At 43.2% G+C, this 21133-nt stretch carries 13 protein-coding genes; 11 read left to right on the forward strand and 2 right to left on the reverse strand.

All coding sequences use genetic code 11. The features are described 5' to 3' along the window. Positions 1-194: 194 nt before the first annotated feature. The 7 genes from rffA (at position 195) to ACTO17_RS01380 (ending at position 9061) form a co-directional block, all read left to right on the forward strand. The gene (rffA, locus tag ACTO17_RS01350; RefSeq protein ID WP_482556605.1) at positions 195-1334 is read left to right on the forward strand and encodes a dTDP-4-amino-4,6-dideoxygalactose transaminase; all 1140 of its coding nucleotides are present in this window, start codon (positions 195-197) and stop codon (positions 1332-1334) included. Positions 1335-1422: 88 nt separating this feature from the next. Beyond that, positions 1423-2520 (forward strand): glycosyltransferase family 2 protein, encoded by a 1098-nt coding sequence (locus ACTO17_RS01355; RefSeq protein WP_482556662.1) that lies wholly within the window; start codon positions 1423-1425, stop codon positions 2518-2520. After that, complete coding sequence (locus tag ACTO17_RS01360) at positions 2456-3631, forward strand: ATP-grasp domain-containing protein (RefSeq protein ID WP_482556663.1); 1176 nt, start codon at positions 2456-2458, stop codon at positions 3629-3631. The genes ACTO17_RS01355 and ACTO17_RS01360 overlap by 65 nt, the downstream gene beginning before the upstream one ends. Before the next feature lie 2 nt (positions 3632-3633). Then, a complete protein-coding gene (locus ACTO17_RS01365) occupies positions 3634-4941 on the forward strand; it encodes a phenylacetate--CoA ligase family protein (protein ID WP_482556606.1) in 1308 nt (435 codons plus the stop codon). Further along, positions 4938-5921 carry a sugar-transfer associated ATP-grasp domain-containing protein gene (locus ACTO17_RS01370; RefSeq protein ID WP_482556607.1) on the forward strand — a complete coding sequence of 328 codons (984 nt, stop codon included), beginning with the start codon at positions 4938-4940 and terminating at the stop codon, positions 5919-5921. The genes ACTO17_RS01365 and ACTO17_RS01370 overlap by 4 nt, the downstream gene beginning before the upstream one ends. After that, positions 5914-7182 (forward strand): lipopolysaccharide biosynthesis protein, encoded by a 1269-nt coding sequence (locus ACTO17_RS01375; RefSeq protein WP_482556608.1) that lies wholly within the window; start codon positions 5914-5916, stop codon positions 7180-7182. Before ACTO17_RS01370 ends, ACTO17_RS01375 begins: the two co-directional genes overlap by 8 nt. Continuing rightward, positions 7169-9061, forward strand: a complete 1893-nt coding sequence (locus tag ACTO17_RS01380; RefSeq protein WP_482556609.1) for a hypothetical protein — start codon at positions 7169-7171, stop codon at positions 9059-9061. The genes ACTO17_RS01375 and ACTO17_RS01380 overlap by 14 nt, the downstream gene beginning before the upstream one ends. Positions 9062-9181: 120 nt before the next feature. Here ACTO17_RS01380 and ACTO17_RS01385 read toward each other — a convergent pair whose 3' ends face one another. Then, on the reverse strand, positions 9182-10549 hold the full coding sequence (locus ACTO17_RS01385) for a glycosyltransferase family 39 protein (protein ID WP_482556610.1): 1368 nt from the start codon (positions 10547-10549) through the stop codon (positions 9182-9184). 240 nt (positions 10550-10789) lie between these two features. Here ACTO17_RS01385 and ACTO17_RS01390 point away from each other — a divergent pair, with 240 nt between their 5' ends. From ACTO17_RS01390 to ACTO17_RS01405, 4 genes are all read left to right on the forward strand, one after another. Continuing rightward, positions 10790-12136, forward strand: a complete 1347-nt coding sequence (locus tag ACTO17_RS01390; RefSeq protein WP_482556611.1) for an Ig-like domain-containing protein — start codon at positions 10790-10792, stop codon at positions 12134-12136. 75 nt (positions 12137-12211) lie between these two features. Next, the gene (locus ACTO17_RS01395) at positions 12212-12556 is read left to right on the forward strand and encodes a helix-turn-helix domain-containing protein (RefSeq protein ID WP_172539250.1); all 345 of its coding nucleotides are present in this window, start codon (positions 12212-12214) and stop codon (positions 12554-12556) included. Positions 12557-12925: 369 nt separating this feature from the next. Continuing rightward, positions 12926-16591, forward strand: coding sequence for a fibronectin type III domain-containing protein (locus ACTO17_RS01400; RefSeq protein WP_482556612.1), 3666 nt, complete (start codon positions 12926-12928; stop codon positions 16589-16591). A gap of 347 nt (positions 16592-16938) precedes the next feature. Beyond that, complete coding sequence (locus tag ACTO17_RS01405) at positions 16939-20634, forward strand: fibronectin type III domain-containing protein (RefSeq protein WP_482556613.1); 3696 nt, start codon at positions 16939-16941, stop codon at positions 20632-20634. Between the two features lie 148 nt (positions 20635-20782). On the opposite strand, the gene ACTO17_RS01410 is transcribed toward ACTO17_RS01405, so the two are convergent. Further along, positions 20783-21013, reverse strand: a complete 231-nt coding sequence (locus tag ACTO17_RS01410; protein WP_482556614.1) for a hypothetical protein — start codon at positions 21011-21013, stop codon at positions 20783-20785. Positions 21014-21133: the final 120 nt, after the last annotated feature.

Below are 21133 nucleotides of genomic sequence, written 5' to 3' on the forward strand. Positions count from 1 at the left end.
ATTAAGTAGAAAAGTAATGAAAAAATCATAAAATCATTGAAATCCATATTTGTGAATTTTTCCTTTGAAAATCCTAAATCCGGGGAATTAATTCTAAATATTTATGAATTAATCATTGACAATCATAAAATTTAGGAATACTATAAGGATTATATTTGCAAAAAAGATAAATTAGAGGAATAAGGTGACGAATCATGGAGGAACAGAAAGTCCATTTTAATATTCCGCCCTTTCATCCCAAAGCCTTCGGGTATATGGAGGACGCCGTGGCCCGTCAAAAAATATGCGGAGATGGATTTTATACCGGAAAATGTACAGAGTGGATGAAAGCCCGGACCAAAGCGGCGGGAGCATTACTGACCACATCCTGTACCCATGCGCTGGAGTTGGCGGCGCTTTTGTCGGGCATCGGGCCTGGGGATGAGGTAATTATGCCCTCCTATACGTTTGTTTCAACGGCGGACGCTTTTGTGCTGCGGGGCGCAGAAGCAGTCTTTGTGGATATCCGCAAAGACACTATGAATCTGGATGAAACGCTCATTGAAGATGCCGTTACATCCAGGACAAAAGCAATTGCCGTGGTACATTATGCCGGGGTTTCCTGCGAGATGGACAAAATCTGTCAGATTGCAGAAAAATACCGGTTAAAAATCATTGAAGACGCAGCCCAGGCCATGATGTGCGCCTACCATGGCAGACCTTTGGGAACCATCGGGGATTACGGCTGCTACAGCTTCCATGAGACGAAAAATTACAGTATGGGAGAAGGAGGCGCAATTCTTCTGAAACATCAGGAAGAAATTCTGGCTGCAGAGATTATACGGGAGAAAGGCACCAACCGGAGCCAGTTTTTCCGGGGAGAAATTGACAAATATTCCTGGAAAGAAGCAGGCTCCTCCTATCTGCCCAGTGATTTGAACGCCGCGTATCTCTGGGCTCAGTTGGAAGAAGCGGACGCGGTGAACCAAAGGCGCATGGAAAACTGGAACTTGTATTATGAATTGCTGCAGGATTTGAAGGAGGCGGGAACGGTGGAGCTTCCCGTTGTGCCAGAGGGCTGTGTTCATAACGGCCATATGTTTTATATCAAAGCCGGAGATCTCAAGGAGCGGACAGCGCTGCTGAAGCATCTGAAAGAAAAAGGAATTTCTGCCGTATTCCATTATGTACCGCTCCATTCTTCCGAAGCAGGGCGGAAATACGGAAGATTCCACGGCCAGGATAAACATACCACCAAAGAGAGCGACCGGCTGCTGCGTCTGCCCATGTACGATGGGCTGAAAGAAGAGCAGATCCGCTATGTGGTTTCCGAAATAAAGAATTTCTATCGGTAATTCTGAAGGCTGGGCCGTGGAAAATTTACGATTCGCGGAATACAGCAGAAGCTTTGATTGGAATATGGAGAAAAAGTGAGTGGAAAAAATGAAATATTCAATTGTAATACCCTGTTATAAATCCAGCAAAACCATTTCCAAAGTAGTGGAGCTGACCATGGGGGAAATGCAGGGGAAGGAAGCGGAATTTATTCTGGTAAATGATGCATCGCCGGATGGGGGAGCAACCTTCCGTGTCCTTTCAGAACTGACGGAGACTTATGACAATGTAACCGTCATTGATCTTGCCAAAAATGCAGGGCAGCACAATGCGGTAATGGCGGGGCTGAATTATGCCCGTGGCGATTATATCATCGCAATGGATGACGATATGCAGACCCATCCCAGTCAGATTCACAAATTACTGGAAGAAATGGAACAGGGATGGGACATTGTATATGCATATTATCCCAGAAAAAAACACAGCTGGTATCGGAACGTGGGAAGCGCGGTTAATTTCTGGACCGTTCGCAAACTCATTGGCAAGCCCAGAGATTTAAAGACTTCCAGCTTTTGGGTAATCCGGAAATTTGTCCGGGATTACGTGATTCAGTACCAGAACCCGTACGCCTATTTGCAGGGATTGTTTCTTCGGACAACCCAGAAGATTACCTGCGTTCCGGTAGAGCATTTTGAACGGGCGGAGGGAACATCCAATTATAATCTGAAAGCATTGATTAGGCTCTGGTCTAATGTACTGGGATTTTCGGTGGTTCCCCTGCGTATGGCAATCTGGCTGGGACTCTGCTTTTCCCTGATTGGGATTGCCGGGGCCTTCGGGGTATTTGTAAAGAAAATTATTTTTCAGGCAAGCGTGGCGGGATGGACTTCTCTGATGATTGCAATTTGCTTTTTTTCAGGGATTATGCTTTTGTTTATGGGCCTGATTGGAGAATATGTGGGGAGGATGTTTTTAGCGGACAACCGCCAGCCCCAGTATGTGGTGCGCCAGGCGCTCACAGGCAGTGACAGACATTTGTGCGAAACAGGAAAGGAGAAGGACGTTGAACAGACAGAAGAAAAAATTAATGATATTGGGGGCGGGAGTGTATCAGGTTCCCCTGATCCAACAGGCCAGACGCATGGGGATCGAAACTTTGGTGGTGAGCGTTCCGGGGAATTATCCGGGGTTTGCCTTCGGGGATAAAATCTGCTATGAGGATACCAGAGATTATGAAAAAATTCTGGAAATTGCCAGGGCAGAGAAGATAGACGGAATAGTGACAACGGGCACAGATGTGGCAGTGGTGACCATTGGAAAAGTCTGTGATGCCCTTGGGCTGCCGGGCCTGTCCTTTAAAGCGGGAAAGGTGGCCACAGATAAGATGCTGATGAAGCAGAATTACGAGAAACATGGAGTGCGGACCGCAAGATACCGCAGGATTTCCCTGGAAGAAGATTCTAAGGAAAATGGAGCGGCAGAAGGAAATAAAGACTTTCAGATCATAAAATGTCTGGAACAAGAACTGGCAGGCCTGGAGTTTCCATTGATATTCAAGGCGGTGGATACTTCCGGAAGCCGGGGAATTGTAAAAGCAGAAAACAGCAGTAAATTTGCAGAGGCTTACCAAAGGGTCAGGGAGAACACCAGAAAAGATTATTTTATTGTGGAAGAATTCCTGGAAGGAGAGGAATTCGGCGCTCAGTCTTTTGTATCCCAGGGAAAAATCCAGTTTATTCTGCCCCACGGAGACTATGTGTTTCAGGGAGATACCGGAGTGCCCATCGGCCACTGGGCGCCTTATGAACTGGAGCAGTCGGTGATTGAGGACGCCAAAGAGCAGCTGCAGAAGGCGGTGATTGCCATGGGACTTGACAACTGCGCTTTAAACGCAGACTTTATTCTCTCCGGCGGAAAGCCCTATGTGCTGGAAATCGGCGGAAGGGCGGGAGCCACCTGCCTGGCAGAACTGGTCTCCCTCTATTACGGCTATAACTATTATGAAAAAATCATTCAGGCTGCCCTGGGGCTTCCTGTGGATTTTGCCAGCCAGGAGGCGAATCCCAATGTGGGGATGCTGCTGCGCAGTGAAAAAACCGGAAGTATCCGAAAGATTGTGAACAAAAATGACAGAGAGGATAAACAGATTGTGGAGATTCAGTTTGATTATCAGGCTGGAGAGCAGGTGCAGGCTTTTCGGGTAGGGCCTCACCGGATTGGACATGTGGTTGTCAAGGCGGATACATTGGAAGAAGCCAGGGCTAAGATGGAGGAAGCATTGGGGAAGATTGAGATTGAAGTGGAGGAGGAGCATTGAACATGTCTGCGTACATGGACAGGAAACTGGAAAATCTGTTTGTTTTGAAATATCTTCTGGAATTAAAAAGCCACGATTTGGAACAGAAAAAGATTTACCGTATTCAGAACCGCAAGATAGAACAGCTTATGAAGCGCGCCTATGAAATACCCGTTTACCGGAAAAAATTTGAGGCGGTTGGGGCTGTACCGGAAGATTTTCACTGCAGAGAGGATTTAATAAAATTTCCGGTTTTGACCAAAAGCGAAATCAAAGAATGGATTACAGCAGAATTAAAGAAAAATCCGGAGAAATATCAGTATTATCATGTGTATACCACCAGCGGCTCTACCGGAACGCCATTGAAATTATGCGCGTCCCCAAAAGAAAATGCCTATTTTGCGGCAAACTGGCTGAGAATTGCCATGGAAAACGGAGTGAATCCTCTGGTGGATCAGACAATGGCGTTAAAAGATCCTGCAATCGTGGCAAAGGGAAAGGACAGTTTTTGGCAAAAATTGGGAATATTACGGCGGCATAAAGTATCTTTTCTGGCAGAGGGAGAAGTGATAGCGGAAGAGATTAATCGCGTTAAGCCGGATTTTTTGTATGCCCACCGTACAAAATTAATGCAGACTGTGGAATATGCCAGGCGACAGAATGTAAAGCTGCATCATCCCAGAGCATATGCCAGTATCAGCGAAACATTGACCGAGCCATCCATCAGGCTTTTTCGAAAATATCTGGGGGATCGCTTGTTTACGTCCTTTGGCTCTATGGAAACAGGGGCATGTACGTTTACAAGAGCAGGGAATATTCGGAAGCATATTATTACAAATGATACGCATGTAATTAATATTGTAGATGAAAAAAATCAGTTGGCAGAACAGGGAAGAATGCTGATTACGAATTTGTTTCTGCATGAATTCCCCATTATTAATTATGACATTGGAGACGGGGCAGAAATAACCAGAAGGAATGGAATAGAGTATCTTACCAATATCCGGGGCCGTATGAACGACTGGATTGTGCTGGAAGATGGAAGGAAGTATGATTATCATCCCTTTTATGCGGCGACAGAACATATAGAAGAAATTCTCAGTTTCCGGGTGATACAGAATAATTACCATGAGATTGAACTGGAGCTTGTGGCAGATCCGCTGAGAGAAGTGAATAAGGAAAGCCTGGAAAAAGAGATCACAGGGAAACTGGAAAAGGTAATTACTGATTATCATATGGTATATCATTATATCTGGAAAAGGGAAATAGAAGCGGACAAAACGGGAAAGCTGCGGTTTATTATAAACCGGATGAAGGAAGGAAATTCATGATAAAGAGAATTGTGAAATGGATCAGAGAATTTTTTGCGAATTATATATGGTTTCAGAAGAAATTGCGTGAGAAATTTTCTTTGGGTCAATGTATTTTGCTGAATTTTCGATTTTTGTGGTGCGTGGTGACAGATGGATGCAGCCCGGAGGAATATCTTTGGTTTGAATTTTATCATAAAAACAGACAGGAGAGGAAAACATTTCTGACTTATCTCAGACATGCGAAGCTGCAAAGGAGATACAACAGCGAGAGAGTGAGAAACATTTTAAATGATAAGCAGAAATTTAATGAATTTTTTAATAAGGAGTTGGGGAGGGAATGGCTGGACGCAGACAGTGCGGATACAGATGAAATAGAGCAATTTTTGAAAAAACATCAAATGGTAATAGTAAAGCCAAAATTTGGAAGGGGGGGGGTAGAAGTTCACAAATATTATTATCAAGGCGAAAAGCCGGATGAGACTATATTTTCAGGATGCCTTCTGGAGGAGTGTATCCAACAGCATAAGCTATTGCAGGAATTTAATCCAAATGTGGTGAATACGCTCCGTATCGGAACATTTTGCATCAATGGCAAGGCAGAGGTGTTTGCAGCCGGGCTTCGAATGGGAATTTCAGAGGGATGTGTGGATAATCTCTGTGCTGGAGGAATCTGCGCAAATGTCCAGATTTGCCATGGGATTGTAAATTCATCGGGAATTGATGGTGATTTTAACCGTTTTAAGGCCAATCCCTACAGCGGGAAAAAGCTTCAGGGATTCCGGGTTCCTTACTGGAACGAGGCGAAAGAACTGGCAGTAAGCAGCGCCCAGCGGCTTTCAGATCGTAACATTGTAGGATGGGATGTTGCAATTACGAAGGATGGGCCTGTGCTGCTTGAGGGGAATCCGGATCAGGGGACGGGAGTGATTCAGATGTGTGATACAGTTGGCAAGTATCCTGGGATACAAAGGAGGATAAAAGAAAGCAGAAGTGTTTGAAAAAGGGTGGAAAACAGGGAAAAGGAATGCCATATACAGCAGGAAAGCAGATATCTGGTGGAATACGGTTGCTGTTTCGGCAGATGCTCTGCAGTCCACGGTGATTCTCAGTGCAATTGCATATAAGCTTGGGATAGAAAATGCCGGAATCTTTTCCATAGGATATGCCCTGGCAAATTTAGCGGCAACGATTGGCAGATATGGAGGGCGGAACTATCAGGTGACAGATAAAAATGCCGGAAGTATGCTGTCAGATTATTTTTTTGCAAGAGTGATAACGGTTTTCGGCTCGTTGGCAGGCGTTGTTGGATACTTAATGTTTTGCCGGCGATTTCTGGGATACGGAGCATATAAAACGCAGGCGGTATTTATGATATGCCTTTATAAGCTGACAGATGCGTTGGAAGATGTTTGTATCGGATATTGTCAGCAGCAGGGAAAATTGTCTGCAGGCGCCAGAATTGCTGCAATCCGCCTGATTAGTTCCACTGGGCTTCTATGTGCGGTTCTTCTGATGACGGGAGATTTAATAACGGCATTGGAAATCAGTGTGGGTTACAGTGTTTCATTGGATGTGGTTCTGTTTGGAAGTCAATTTCAAAAGGGAAACGTTTCTTTGTCAGTGTGGCGCAGAGCAAATATAAATAGAATTTTAAAGGAATGCACTCCTCTGGCAATTGCCGGAACAGTGTCGATGTACGTTGGAAATATTCCAAAATATATGATTGACTGGTATATGACAGAAGAGATACAGGCAATTTTCGGATACCTTATGATGCCGGCCTTTTGTATTGTACTGTTGAGCCGGTTTGTATATCAGCCAATGATAAGAGATATTGGACTTTTATGGCAGAAAAAAGAAACAAAACAGTTGAAAAAACTGATAGCGGGACAGAGCGTTTTTATTCTTTGCGCTGCTGCAGCTGCAATTCCGGCAGGGGTATGGCTGGGGCTTCCGGCGCTGAATATTTTGTATGATGTGAATTTAAATCCATACAGGATGGAATTCTCGCTGTTGTTTTTAGGAGGGGCAATATTTGCCATAGCATCTTTTTTGACAGTGATGCTTACTGTGACAGGGAGAAGGAAGGAGATGGCGTTTGTTTATCTCTTAATCAGCTTGTGTTCTTTTTTGGGCGGAAAATATCTTCTGAAGCTTTACGGAATCGTTGGGGCCGCAATGTTATATCTGGTTCTGAACCTGATGACCGTTTTTTGCTTTTTGTTTGTACTGAGAAAGGATTTATATGAAGAAAAATAGAAAAGAGTCGATGATAGCCCTTGGTTTGACAGGGCTGCTTTATTTGTTTACAGCTATTGCACTGCCAATGGGATACATGACAAATGATGATCATGGAATACAGAATGCGCTTTCCGGTTTCACTACAGGGACGCCCTATCCATACCATCAGTTTATCAACTGTATTCTGGGGTATCTTTTATCTTTTTTCTACCGGATGCTTCCGCAGATTCAGTGGTGGTATGTAATGAGCATTCTGTGTATGCTGACCGGAATTTATTATATGTACAGAAATTGGCTGATTTTGTGCCGGACAGAGGATGCAGGCAGGATTATGACTTATCTTCCTATTGCTTTTTGTTCTTTTTTTCTCTGGCCCTATTATTTGTCCAGAAGCGCTTTTACAGTGGTTCCGGCTATTTTTACACTGGGATTTTTGACGTCTCTTCTGCTGCCCGGCAAAGGCAGAATCAGGATTCGGGATATTCTGATTCCCTGCCTTGCCTGTTTGTTCGGCTCGCTGATCCGGTATGAAACGGGCATGGTTCTGGCCTGTTATCTGAGCTTGTGTGTGTTTTATTATTGTGTGAGAGAGGAAGGCTGGAACCGGAAAATGGCTGCGGCCCTGGTTGTGTACCTGGTTGTGTTCGGCGCGTCTTTTTTGGGATGCCATCAATATGATAAGTATGTTGCCAGTCAGACAGAGACAGACGAATTCCGGGAATTTAACAGGGGAAGGATTCAGTATATGGATTATCCCCGCCTGCAGTATGGGGAAGATCCAGAATTTTTCGACAGTATCGGCTGGGACAGCAAGCTGGCAGTGTCGGTGGGCAACTGGTGTTTTCTGGATGAACGGGTGACAGGAGAAAACCTGCAGGCAATTGCTGAAAAAACGAAAGAGCGCGGAAAGGAATTATGGAACAGAGAACCAATCTGGCTGGTTTGGGCAAAACAGGTATATGGAAGCCGTTTTTTTCTGGGAATTACCATATTAATGTATACGGCTATAGTGATAAGTCTGATGTATTTTACCAGAATAGGCGAACCGGAATCAGTGTTTGTGGTTTTTCATATTGCCGGGACGATTGCGCTGACAGTGTACCTGTGTATACAGGGCAGGCTTCCCACCCGGGTTTACAGTGTAATTATGATACCGGGAATTGTAATTTTATGGTTTTTTCTGCTTAAGTACTGGCTGCATATGGAAACGAAAAGCAAAGGCGTGGGACAGTTGATTCTTTTGGCCGCGCTGCTGTACGGAGGGACGGCCTGCGGAGAAACGCTCTATTCACCGGGCCGGATTGCCCAGGCAGAATGGAATAAAAGCTATACGAAAAAGATCAATGAATATTTACTGGAGCATAAAGAAAACATCTATATTCATATGCTCTGGAATTATGCGCCTGGGGATAAAGATGAGATTTATCTGGAAGAGAAACCCAATAATGCCATGTTTTTCGGAGGAAGCAACTGGCGCTCAGATATTTATTATAAAAAACTGAAACAGTTTGGATTAGAAGAATTGTCCATGAGGACATTTGAAAATGACAATGTATATTTTATGATGGATTATCAGCCGGAGCTGCTTGTCTGGGATCGTTATACAGATGCTTTTTTTTCAACGCTGATGGACTATGGGGCAACCAAAATAGATTATGTGGATCAAATTGGGAATTTAGTGTGTGTATACAAGTTTGGATTTGACAGAAGCCTGGAGAACTATACGGGATTTTATCAGCTTGGAGATTACAGGTTTTATTATAAAAACGGAATTCGCCAGACCGGGAAATTTGAAGTGGATGGAAAAGAGTATTACGGGAAAAAGCAGGGGGAATTTGTCATCTATGAGGGAAGCTATATTTTCACGGAAGGAGCGCTGAGAGAAGAGGATGTTTGATAGGATCGTGAAGTCCATGGAACGGACAGTGCTTCATGATTAAGCAATAAATGGGGCAGTTGGAAAATGAGAATACCAACTGCCCCGTCTGTTTGAAATTCATTCCGGCTGCCGGGGATTCTAATCTGCTTTAGACTTATGACGAATTTCTCCCACCATCGTAAACATCAGAAATCCGAAGCACAAGAGCACCAGAATTGACAGTATTCTGGGCATTAAAAGCTCCGGCCGGTAAGCAGAATAAGGATAATACAGATAATCCAGTACTATGCAGCAAAACAGCAGGTTGGCAGGGAGCAGCGCGCAAAGGAACCGTTTCCTGTCGGGCTTTAGAATAAATCCCAGAAACAGAAGCCCCAGGGCCGGAAACAGGTAGCGTCCCATCATCTTTGTGGAAAAGCAGTACATGCCGAAAATCAAAAATGCCCCGATCATGGGAAACGCAGAAGTATCTTTCCTGTATTTTAGGAACAGAACAATGGAAACGCAGACCAGGGCCAGGATTGCAATGCTGCCCCAGGTTTTGCAGGAAAGGGGCCCGAATGCTGTTTGTTCATCCATAAGGTTGTATCCGGCTAAAGTCCAGAAGTTATAGGCATTCAAGGAGGCCCTTCCATAACTGCCCAGGGAGTTTCCGAAGGTGAGCAATAAATCGCCGGGACGGAATTCGCCGGTGGAAGGCTTGTACAGGAAAGGAAGATAGGACAGCAGAATACATCCTATGGCGGCCAAACCTGCCCGGAGATGATGATAAAACCGTTTCCAGCTGAAGTCCGTTAAAATCACCTGAGTTACAATTCCAAAAATCAGTACAGGCGTAATAAAAATAATCTGATATTTAAACAGAAATCCTGCAGCAAAGGAAAAATAGCTCAACTCCAGACGTTTGGTACAAATCAGATAAACCGTCAGCAGCGTAAAAAGGCTGTAAATAGAGTCTACCTGTCCGATATAGGCGGAATCTAAAATTGTAACCGGACAAAACAGGTACAGAAGTGACAGGATCAGAGCCAGTTCTCTGGATTGCTGCTTCGCCGTCATATGATAAAGCGCATAGCCCGTCAGTAAATCACAGATAATACCGGGAATTTTGAAAATAAAAGTAGTCAGTTTACTGCCGAATACAAAGGTGATTCCCAAAAAAGAGGAGATTTTTCCAATGAGAAACAGTAAATATTCAAAAAACGGAGGATAGACAATGTGCCATCTGGAAAAAAATCCGAAAAATCCCTGGGTGAGAAATTCTTCCGAGGCATTCATAAAGTAGCGTAAATCGCCGTCATGGCTTAGCACCGTACATGGCAGCCGCAGAAATAATGCCACTGTCAGAATCAGCAGGAGATTCATTCCGGCGCCTTCTTTGGAGACAGGTTCAGAAAAAGGATGTTTCTCTTTTTCCCCAAACAGCAGAAAATAAAAAAAGGCAGACAAAGCGGCAAACAGCAGTGTAATTAAAATCACTGAAACATTTTTTGTTGTAATTTCCATAATAATCATGCATTCCTTTCGTTCTGAACAGGTTTGGATTGCTGAGTGAATCTTTTTTTCAGGAATCCTACTGTTTCTATTTTCAATCATATAATATATGAATAAATACAAAAAGTCAAAAAAAATATGAAAATTAATCGTAAAATAATTGACACAAAGAAATACAGGGTATATAATCGTAACTACCAAAAGTACAAAATCAGAATGTACTTGGAATAGAAAGAGGAGGAAAGACACAAAATGAAAATGAAGTTTTTGTCAAAGAAAAATGTAGCAATCTTACTTTCAGCGACAATGGTGTTGGGAAGCTTTACTGTAGTTGCAGCAGCAAATACAGAATCCGGAAAAGCAGCGTTGACGCAGGAAGCAACTGAGGGCAGTACGCCGGGAAGTACACCGGGAAGCACACCCGGAAGCACGCCAGGAAGCACACCGGGCAGTACGCCGGGAAGCACACCGGGCAGTACGCCGGGAAGCACACCCGGAAGTACGCCGGGAAGCACACCGGGCAGTACGCCAGGAAGCACACCGGGAAGCACACCCGGAAGTACACCGGAAGAAAAGCCGCCTGTGGAGCAAACAACAGTTACATTAAATAAGAAAGAAATTTCCCTGGAAGAAGGTACAACAGCTGTTTTAACAGCAACTGTAACGCCAAATAAGAACCAGACCGTACAGTGGCTTACCAGTGATTCAAGGGTAGCTACCGTATCAAATGGAACTGTAACAGCGGTTAAGGCAGGGCCTGCCACAATCACCGCCAAAGTGGGAGATGCTCAGGCTGCCTGTAAAGTTACTGTAACGCCCAAAAAGCCCACCACGCCCGCCGTCATAGCAGTTACCGAAGTCAAATTAGACGCAACTGCCATTACCCTGGACAAGGGAAAAACCAAAACTTTAACAGCCACCGTAGCGCCTGCCAATGCCACCAACAAAACTGTGACATGGTCTACTTCTGACGCAAAAGTTGCAACCGTATCAAACGGCACTGTAACCGCAGTGGAAAAAGGAACTGCCACAATCATCGCCAAAGCAGGGGATAAAACTGCAACCTGTACAGTGACGGTAAATGCGCCTCAGACAGAGAAGAAAGTTCCGGCTAAGAAAGTTACTTTAAACACCAAGAAAATTTATATGGTAAAAGGCAAGAGCGTTACTGTCAAAGCAACCGTTACGCCTTCCAATACCACAGACAAGGTAACATGGTCTACTTCCAACAAGAAAGTAGCAACTGTTAAGAATGGCAAAATCAGCGCAAAGAAAAAAGGAACCGCAACGATTACCGCCAAAGCCGGAAGCAAAAAAGCAACGGTTAAGGTAAATGTTGCGTCTAAAGCGACGAAATCCACCAAGGTAACTCTGAATAAGAAAAAAGCCAGCTTAAAGGTGAAAAAGACACTTACCTTAAAGGCAACTATGAAACCGGCAAAATCTACTGATACCCTGAAATGGAGCAGCTCCAACAAGAAAGTGGCAAAAGTAGACAAATACGGCAAAGTAACTGCAGTGAAAAAAGGAACAGCTACCATTACGGTAAAAACATCCAGCGGCAAGAAAGCAGCCTGCAGGATTACAGTAAAGAAATAATGAAATGATCCGACGCGTCAGAAGAGCTCTTCTGGCGCGTTTTAAACACAGGAATTGCCAATGATGGAGAAAACTATGGTAGAAATAGAGAAAGATTTTAACCGGTCGGTGGGATGCCGCATCCGCCGGGTGCGGGAAACCCTTCGGATGACCAGGGATGAATTCAGCAAATTATGCGGCATTTCAGAAAGTTTTCTGGCTGCTGTAGAGCGGGGAGAAAAAAGTATTACTTCCAAAACTCTCTATAAAATCAGCACAGGCTCCCATGTTTCAGTGGACTATCTGATTTTCGGAGAGCAGGAAAGCATTCAGGCGGAACTGATCCAGGGCCTGTTAAATCATCTGGACGATTCCCAACGGGAGAGCGCAGTTCGGATTCTGTGTGAATTTGCAAATACGGCCCGCAGTATCACGGTGTAATTCCAACGATGGAGATTTGTAAGATAACATGGGAAACAAAGGTGAGAAATGTGTATATTGTTTTAAAAAATCAGATATAAGTAAAAAGGGAAATAATTATCAGAAAATTATTATAAAAATTATATAAAGCCAGAAAGTGATAGGGGGGGGGTAAAAATATACAAAATAAACAAAATAGAAAAAATTAACAGATAACAATTGACTTTTTCTGTCAGTGGGTCTAGAATGGAGAAAGGTCATTTGTGAAGAGATTGTGAAATAAAGTTGAAGATTTTATGAATCTGTCATGTAGGATTGATAAAACTGCAGCTTTTTGCAAAGGAGTCACAGAATGATACAATTTTATTCATTTATGAAAGGAGTTTTTTTATGAGGAAAGGTGGAATGACCGCACGCGTTGCAGCAGCCATACTGGCAGCGGCAATGGTGATGACAGACGTAGTTCCTGCTTTTGCGGCAGAGAACGTGACTGTGGAAACCACAGATAAGGGCGCAGTGAGCGGCGTGTCCAGGATAATTGGACTGGAAGGAAAGTATAGTTCCAACACGATGCGGAGTGATGACGGGCAGGTGGAGAAGGACTATGCTTATGTGAATCCGGCGCTGAGATATGACAGCGTTCTGGTAACAGGCACCAAGGAGACTTTGCTGGATGCAGCGACAGGGCTGTATAAGAAGGGTGATGTGTATTATGCATACTTTGACGAGGATAACAGCACTCTGAGCGGTAAAGTAGCGAAAGTTTATCCGGCTACGCTTCAGCCCAAGCCAGATACGGCAGGATTTTATGATGTAGACGGTAAAAAGTATGATAGCTGTTATGAAAAACGTCCAGTGATAAAAGATGAATATGGTAATGAAACTACCGATTGGGATAAACCCGTATTATCGTACTATTTCCTTGAAAGAGACGAAGTGGAAATTCTGGGTGCAATTCCAGGTGGTCCGTTTGCAAGTTATGATGCAATGCAAAGCGCCGTAGAAGCTGCTTATGGACAGAAAGTGGCAGCAGCAGATACGAGTGCAAGTTATTATCTGGCAAATGGAAAAACATATAGAGGAATAAGCATTAAGTATAATGACAATGGAAAATGGGATGAGACAATTGGTGAATATGTATATTCATACACAGGGACTGCATATGCAGAGAAAAGCGCTGAGATTTCCTTTGACCGGAAATACCATAATATTTCCTGGAATGAAGTCACCAATGAGACAGAGGTAGAAAGCGGCGGAAAACTTCTGAAAGTTGGATACCAGGTTAAAGTAGACGGACAGGCGGTAGAACTTGGCGACCTTGCAGTGAGCCAGGATAAGAAAACAGTAGAACCGATTCAGACAGCGAATAGCTACAACAGTTCTTCTTCCAAGTCTTATACGGCTGCAGAAAAAGCAAAATATGAAGTAAGAGCCGTATATTATACCGAGACAGTTGTTGCTTCTGATGAATACGTTGATGATTATTACTATTATGGGACAAGAGCAATATCAAAGCAGATTGTGAAAACAGGCGATTGGTCTGAATTTACATACAACTGGTCTCAGAAACAGGTGAACGTTCCTGTTGTAACCGGCCTGAAATGGGTTCAGAAAAATGCTAAAAAGGCAAGAATTTCCTGGAATGCAGTTCCGGATGCTTCCAAATATAAAATTCAGAGTTATAAATCTGCAGATCCTGTCAATACTGCAACACTGAAAGACAGTGACTGGTCAAATGTAGGCAGTACAGGAACCAGAACTTATTACGATTATGATAATACAAACCCTGGATATGTATATGAATATGACGAAGATGGAAATATTAAAGTAGATGCAGAAGGCGAAGAGATTCGCAAAGAAGTGAACTATATTTACTTCAGAGTATGCGCAGTTGTAATCGACAGTAATGAGAATGAAGTGGAAGGCGCTTATTGCGCTCCCTGCGCTGTTACAGCCAACAGAAACACAAATGCGCCTGTAGTTACTGGCCTGAAAGTTGAAAACAATGATAACGGCACTTTCCGTCTGGTATGGAATCCGGTGGATGTGAACGCAAATGTAATGGTGCTTTACTCTAAGAGCGATAAGATTTTCCAGTCACAGGAATACACTTATTTATATCGGAATGCTACTGGTAAAGATTCTTTAGGAAGAACCCAGAAGCTGACTGCTATAAATGCACTGAAAGATAAGATTGAGCTTGCTGATAAACAATTAAAAGATTATGATGTTCCTGCAGGCCAGAATTATATTTCAAGCAGCGCTTTGGATCTTGAACCAGGGAAGAAATATTATTTCGCTGTTTTGACGTATGATACTTCCAAACATGGCGACATTAGGACTGCTTTAACTACCCAGACTGTAATGGTAAATGGCAAGGCAGAGTCGGTTCAGTTTGTAAATTACAATGATGTTTCTGTATCCACCAGAGTTTCTGCAACACTTGCCCTTGGAATTGACGCGCCCAGCACCAAATCCGGCAAGAAGAGCATTACAATGATTTTTGAGCGTAATGACGCGGTGACAGGATATGAGATTTACCGTAAGAGCGGCAAGAAATATAAGAAAGTGAAAACTGTTTCTTCCACAGAGTACACAGACGAAGGCCTGAAAGAAAGCACTGTATATGATTACAGAGCAAGAGCATATTATTACAATCCTGAAACAAAAGCTAAGAAAGTGTACAGCGATTATGTATATTTCTCAGCAGAAACAGGAAACAGCAATTATATTGACCTGAGAGTTACCAAGAAGAGCAAAACTGCTGCAACTCTGAAATGGACGAAGGTTTCCGGCGCAACCCAGTACGACATTTACCGCGCTTACCTGACATCCACAGACACCAACCGTTCTAAATCCAATGGATTTGGAAATTATGCAAGACAGCAGTCAAATCAGAAATTTGAACTGGTTAAGACTATTAAGAAAGCAAAGACAGTTTCCTGGACAGACAAGAAGCTGAAGAAAGACGCTTCCTACACCTATGTGGTAGTGGCAAGCTATAAGTCTAAAAAAGTTACAAAACAGATTTATGCAACAGATTCCGTTATCATGAAGGTAGAGGAACCTAAGAATGTAAAGACCAGCGTAAGCGGCACAAATGTAAAGGTTACCTGGGACAAAGATAAGTTTGCTACCAAGTATGAAGTAAGCTACAAGAAATACGATAATAATTATTATGAAGGTGATTTTGAAGGTGGATATTATGGTGGCTATGAAGATCACTGGACAATTGCCAGCGTAAAGAAAAACAGCTATACAATTAAAAATGTTGCCGGAAATGAATACGTTATAATTCGCGTACGTGCATACGGCAATAAGAAATGGTCAGCTCCTGTAGAAGTAAGTCAGGAAGGCAATGAAAAGCTGAAAGTTGCACAGAGCGTAAAAGTCAAAGAAGTAACTGAGAAAGATGCAAAAGGCGTAAAATCTACTGCTGTAAAGATTAGCTGGAAGAAAGTTTCCGGTGCAAAATATTACAAAGTATGGCGTTCCACCAGCCCGGCTTCCTTCTACAATGCAGATAAGAAATCATATGAGACAAACGGCAGAGTAGAAGCCATTGCAAAAGAGAGCAATAATGATGAATCAACTTCTGCAAATGTAGTTCTGTACAAAGAATACAAAGCACAGAATAATACCATTGTTGCCACATCTGCAATTGACCGCGGCAACCTGCGTACAGGCGTAACTTATTATTACTATGTACAGGCATTCGGCGAGAACGGTGACACAATTTCCGGTTACAGCAAGCCTGCAAGCATCTGCTACAAGGTTAGCCCAAGCATCAAGAAACTGACAGCTAAGAAGGGCAAAGTAACCATTAAGATTAACAAAGTAAACGGCGCTTCCAAATACGAAATCTATCGTTCTCTTAAGAAGAGCAAAGGCTTCGAAAAGATTGGAACCACCAAGAAGAATTCTACTTCTTTCGTAGACAAGAAAGTTAAGAAGGGCAAGAAGTATTACTACAAAGTAGTTGCAGTTGGAACCAACGGCTTGAAAGCTGATTTCGCATCCGGCGCATCTGCAGTGAAGAGCATTAAGGCAAAATAATTTTACTTGAAATTACAAAAGGAGCTGCTGCCCCGCAGGTAATTTACCTGCGGGGCAGCAGCTCTCTTTTTTGCCTGATGCACGCTGATTTGTCTATGGAACCGGAACAGAAATTGCTGCCATAATATTTTTGTGCAAAATAGACAAAAATTAAGAAAAATTATATTTTACAATTGACTTTTTAAAATTGCAGGACTAGAATGTAAAAAGTTATTTGTGAAGAAAATGTGAAAAAAAGTTGAAAATTTGATGAAATCAATGTGAAAATGTAAATAAAAGCCTGACTTTTTTTGATAAATTCTTCACAAATAATGAATAACGATTCAGTTATGGAAGGAGTTTTTCGTATGAGAAAAGGTGGAATGACTGTACGGATTGCCGCGGCAATTCTGACAGCGGCAATGGCAGTCAGTGCTCCGGTTCCTGCTTTTGCAGCCGGGTCTTTGACTGTGGAAACTGCCAAGAAGGGTGCAGTGAACGGTGTGTCTAAGGTGATTGGACTGGAGGGAAAGTACAGTACAGACTGGATACAAAGCAGTGACAGTACAGAGAAATTGGACTATGCTTACGTAAATCCGGTATTGGTGCAGAGGAGCAGCCTCACGTCTGATCCGGATGACAAATATCCTGAGTATTACAACGACAGAATTGCAGTGACAGGAACAAAGTATACAATGTATGATTCAGGAAGCGGTCTTTATAAAAATGGCAGTACATATTATCTTCACTGCGAGAATGGTTTTTTGTATGGCAGAGTAGCAAAATTTTATCCAGGTTCCCAGGAGCCGAATGTGGATGGCGCCGGTCTTTATGATGTGGATGGAAGAAAGTATGCAGACTGCTATCCAAGCTATGAAAAAATTGATACCAATGGAATTGTTACAGAAGGCGAAACGCTTTTGGGATATTATATTCTGGCAAACAGCGAAGTTGAAATTTTGGGCACAGTGCCCGGCTCTCCTTTTGCCGACTGGGATGCGGCATATGCAGCCTGGAACAAATTACTGCCCTCTTGGGAGAAAAAATTATCCGGGGATGAATACGCGAAATACTATTTGATCAATGGCAAAGCTTATAAGGAAGAATGGCACGGCGGGCAGCGGGCAGCGGCGGACTGTACCGTTACCGGCAATGCAGACGGCACTTATACAGCGACAATTTACGCTTATAAAGGCAGTGAAATTTCTTTTGACAGGAAATATCACAATATTTCCTGGAATAAAGTTACCAATGAAACCCAGGTGGAAAATGGCGGCAGGCTGCTGAAAGTGGGTTATCAGGTGAAGATAGACGGCCAGTGGGCGGAGCTTGGGGATCTTGCTTTGAATCAGGAGCAGAAAGTTCTGGAGCCGATTCAGACAGCAACAGGATACTGCAGTGACAATTTCAAATCCTATGCCGCCGGAGATAAAGCGAAATATGAAGTAAGAGCGGTATATTACACAGAGATGGCAGCTGCAGCCGATGAAACCTCTGAATATTTTAACGGCCTGATTAGCAAGCAGATTGTTAAAGCGGGAGAGTGGTCGGAATTGACCTATCACTGGGCCCAGGAGCAGGTGTATATTCCGGTTGTAAAGGGCCTGAAGTGGGTTCAGAAAAATGCGGAATACGCAAGAATTTCCTGGAATGCCGTTTTGGAGGCGTCAAACTATAAGGTGCAGAGTTATAAATCGGCAGTTCCCGTCGATCCCTCAAAGCTGAAAGAGGGAGTGTGGACGGACATAGGAACAACCGGAATGAGGACTTACTATGACTGCGCCAACAGAGAGACGGAGTATGTAGACGAACGTGACGAAAACGGCAACATAAAGTATGACGGGGAAGGCAACAAGATTCGGAAAGAGGCTAACTATATTTATTTCAGGGTTTGTGCAGTTGTAGTAGACAGCAATGAAGATTATGTGGAGGGCAATTATTGCCAGCCCTGTGTCATTACTTACAATAAACAGATAAATGCTCCGACAGTTACAGGGCTGAAGGCTGAGCATATGGAGGACGGCACCTTTCGCCTGGCATGGAATCCCATAGATGTAAATACAAATGCAGTGGTGCTTTATTCTAAAAATGAAGGGATTTTCAAATCTCCGGAATATATGTATAAATATCTGAATGCCGCAGGTGTGGATTCCCTGGGAAGAACCCAGGATTTGACAAGCGTGACCGCCCTTAAGGATAAAATGGAACTTGCGGCTAAGCAGGTAAAAGAGTATCCTGTTTCGGCGAGCCAGAATTATATTTCAAGCAATGTTCTGGAGCTTGAACCGGGAAAGAAATATTATTTTGTGGTTTTAACTTATGACGCATCCAGGCACGATGAGGCACGGCCAGGCAGTCCCTATAAAGCGAATGTGGTGGTCAACGGCAAAACAGAGCAGGTCACTTTTGTAAATTATAATGATGTTGCGTCATCCAAAACAATAGACGCAGCCCTTGGCCTTGGCATAGAAGCGCCCACAACCAAATCCGGTAAGAAAAATATTACAATGATTTTTGAACAGACCAATTCTGCGGTTACGGGGTATGAAATTTATCGGAAGAACGGCAAAAAATATAAGAAAATCAGAACTATTTCGTCCACAGAATATACAGATGAAGGACTGAACGAGAGCACGGTATATGACTACAGGGCCAGGGCATATTACTATAATCCTGAGACAAAGGCGAAGAAAGTATACAGTGATTATGTATATTTTTCAGCAGAAACAGGCAACAGCAATTACATTGACCTGAGGGTGACCAAAAAGAGCAAAACTTCTGCAACGCTGAAATGGACGAAGGTTTCCGGAGCAGTTCAGTATGATATTTACCGTGCTTACCTCAGCTCCACAGATACCAGCTTTTCCAAATCAAATGGATTTGGAAATTACCCGAAACAGCAGTCCAATAAGAAATTTGAGCTGGTTAAGACCATTAAAAAGGCGAAAACCGTAACGTGGACGGACAAAAAGCTGAAGAAGGATGCTTCCTACACTTATGTGGTGGTGGCAAGTTATCAGTCGAAAAAGCTCACAAAACAGATTTATGCAGTGGATTCTGTTGTTATGAAGGTTGAAAAACCTAAAAACGTGAGAACCAGTGTAATCGGCAAGAATGTAAAAGTAACCTGGGATAAAGACAAATTTGCATCTAAATACGAAATAAGTTACAGAAAATATGATAACAGAGACGACTATGACGGCGGATATTATGGCGCATATGAGGATCATTGGAAAACAGTTGACAATATAAAGAAAAACAGTTATACCATTCAAAATGTTGCAGGAAATGAAAGCGTCGCCATTCGCATCCGTGCATACGGCAGCAATAAATGGTCCGAGTATGCCACAGCAGAACAAAACGGCAATGAGAAGCTGAGAATCGCCCAAAGTGTCACAGCTAAGGAGATAACGGAAAAAAATGCAAAAGGAACAAGCGCCGCCGCTGTAAAAATCAGCTGGAAGAAAGTTTCCGGGGCAAAATATTACAAGGTATGGCGTTCCACCAGTCCGGCTTCTTTCTACAATACAGATAAAAGGTCATATGAGACAAACGGCAGAGTGGAGCCCATTGCAAAAGAGAGCAACAGCGACGAATCAATCTCTGCAAATGTAGTTCTGTATAAAGAATACAAATTCAGAAATAATACCATCATGGCCACATCTGCAATAGATCGTGGAAACCTTCGCACAGGCGTAACCTATTACTATTATGTTCAGGCATTCGGTGAAAACGGGGATACCATTTCAGGGCTGAGTAAACCGGCAGCCATCTGCTACAAGGTTAGTCCCAGTATCACGAAGCTGACAGCCAAGAAGGGCAGGATTACGGTGAAAATTGCCAAAGTAAACGGCGCTTCCAAATACGAAGTTTATCGTTCTGACAACAAGAACAAAGGATTTGAGAAGATTGGCGCAACCAAGAAGAATTCCACTTCTTTTACAGACAAGAAAGTGAAAAAGGGCAAAAAGTACTACTACAAAGTAGTTGCAGTCGGAACCAACGGCCTGAAAGCCGATTTTGTTTCCGGCGCATCCAAAGCAAAGAGTATTAAGGCAAAGTAATTTTGCCTGCCGGTCAGTTGTAAAAAGCAGCCGGGAAATGAGATTTTTGGCAATAGATTACTGCGGCACGGAAAAATCGCATCACATATAACCGACGGAGTAATCTATTGCGGAGAACAGATCATTTCCGGGCTGACCTTTTTCTGGCTCATGTATCTGCATATCTAGCAATTTCTTTTTTCAGTTCATCTGTATAACGAAGATATTTGTCATGGGGAAGTTCAAGAATTCCGGGAGGGATTGGTTTCATATTCTGCATTTCTCCTTTCATTTTATTTGAGAGACTGTTGTAAAAATACTGATACAGCATAGATGCCAAATCCAGAAGATGTATCGTATCATCTTCTGTCAGATTGCCAAGACGAAGATGATGCTCCATGGATTTAATTATATCATGCCAGATTTCCGCCTGCAACCTGGAAAAATTTTTCAGAATGAGGGCAGATTTTTCCGGAGAAGTATTGGGGCGGAGTAAATCTCAGGCTTTGTTTTTCCCTGC

The organism is Petralouisia sp. (assembly GCF_056822245.1).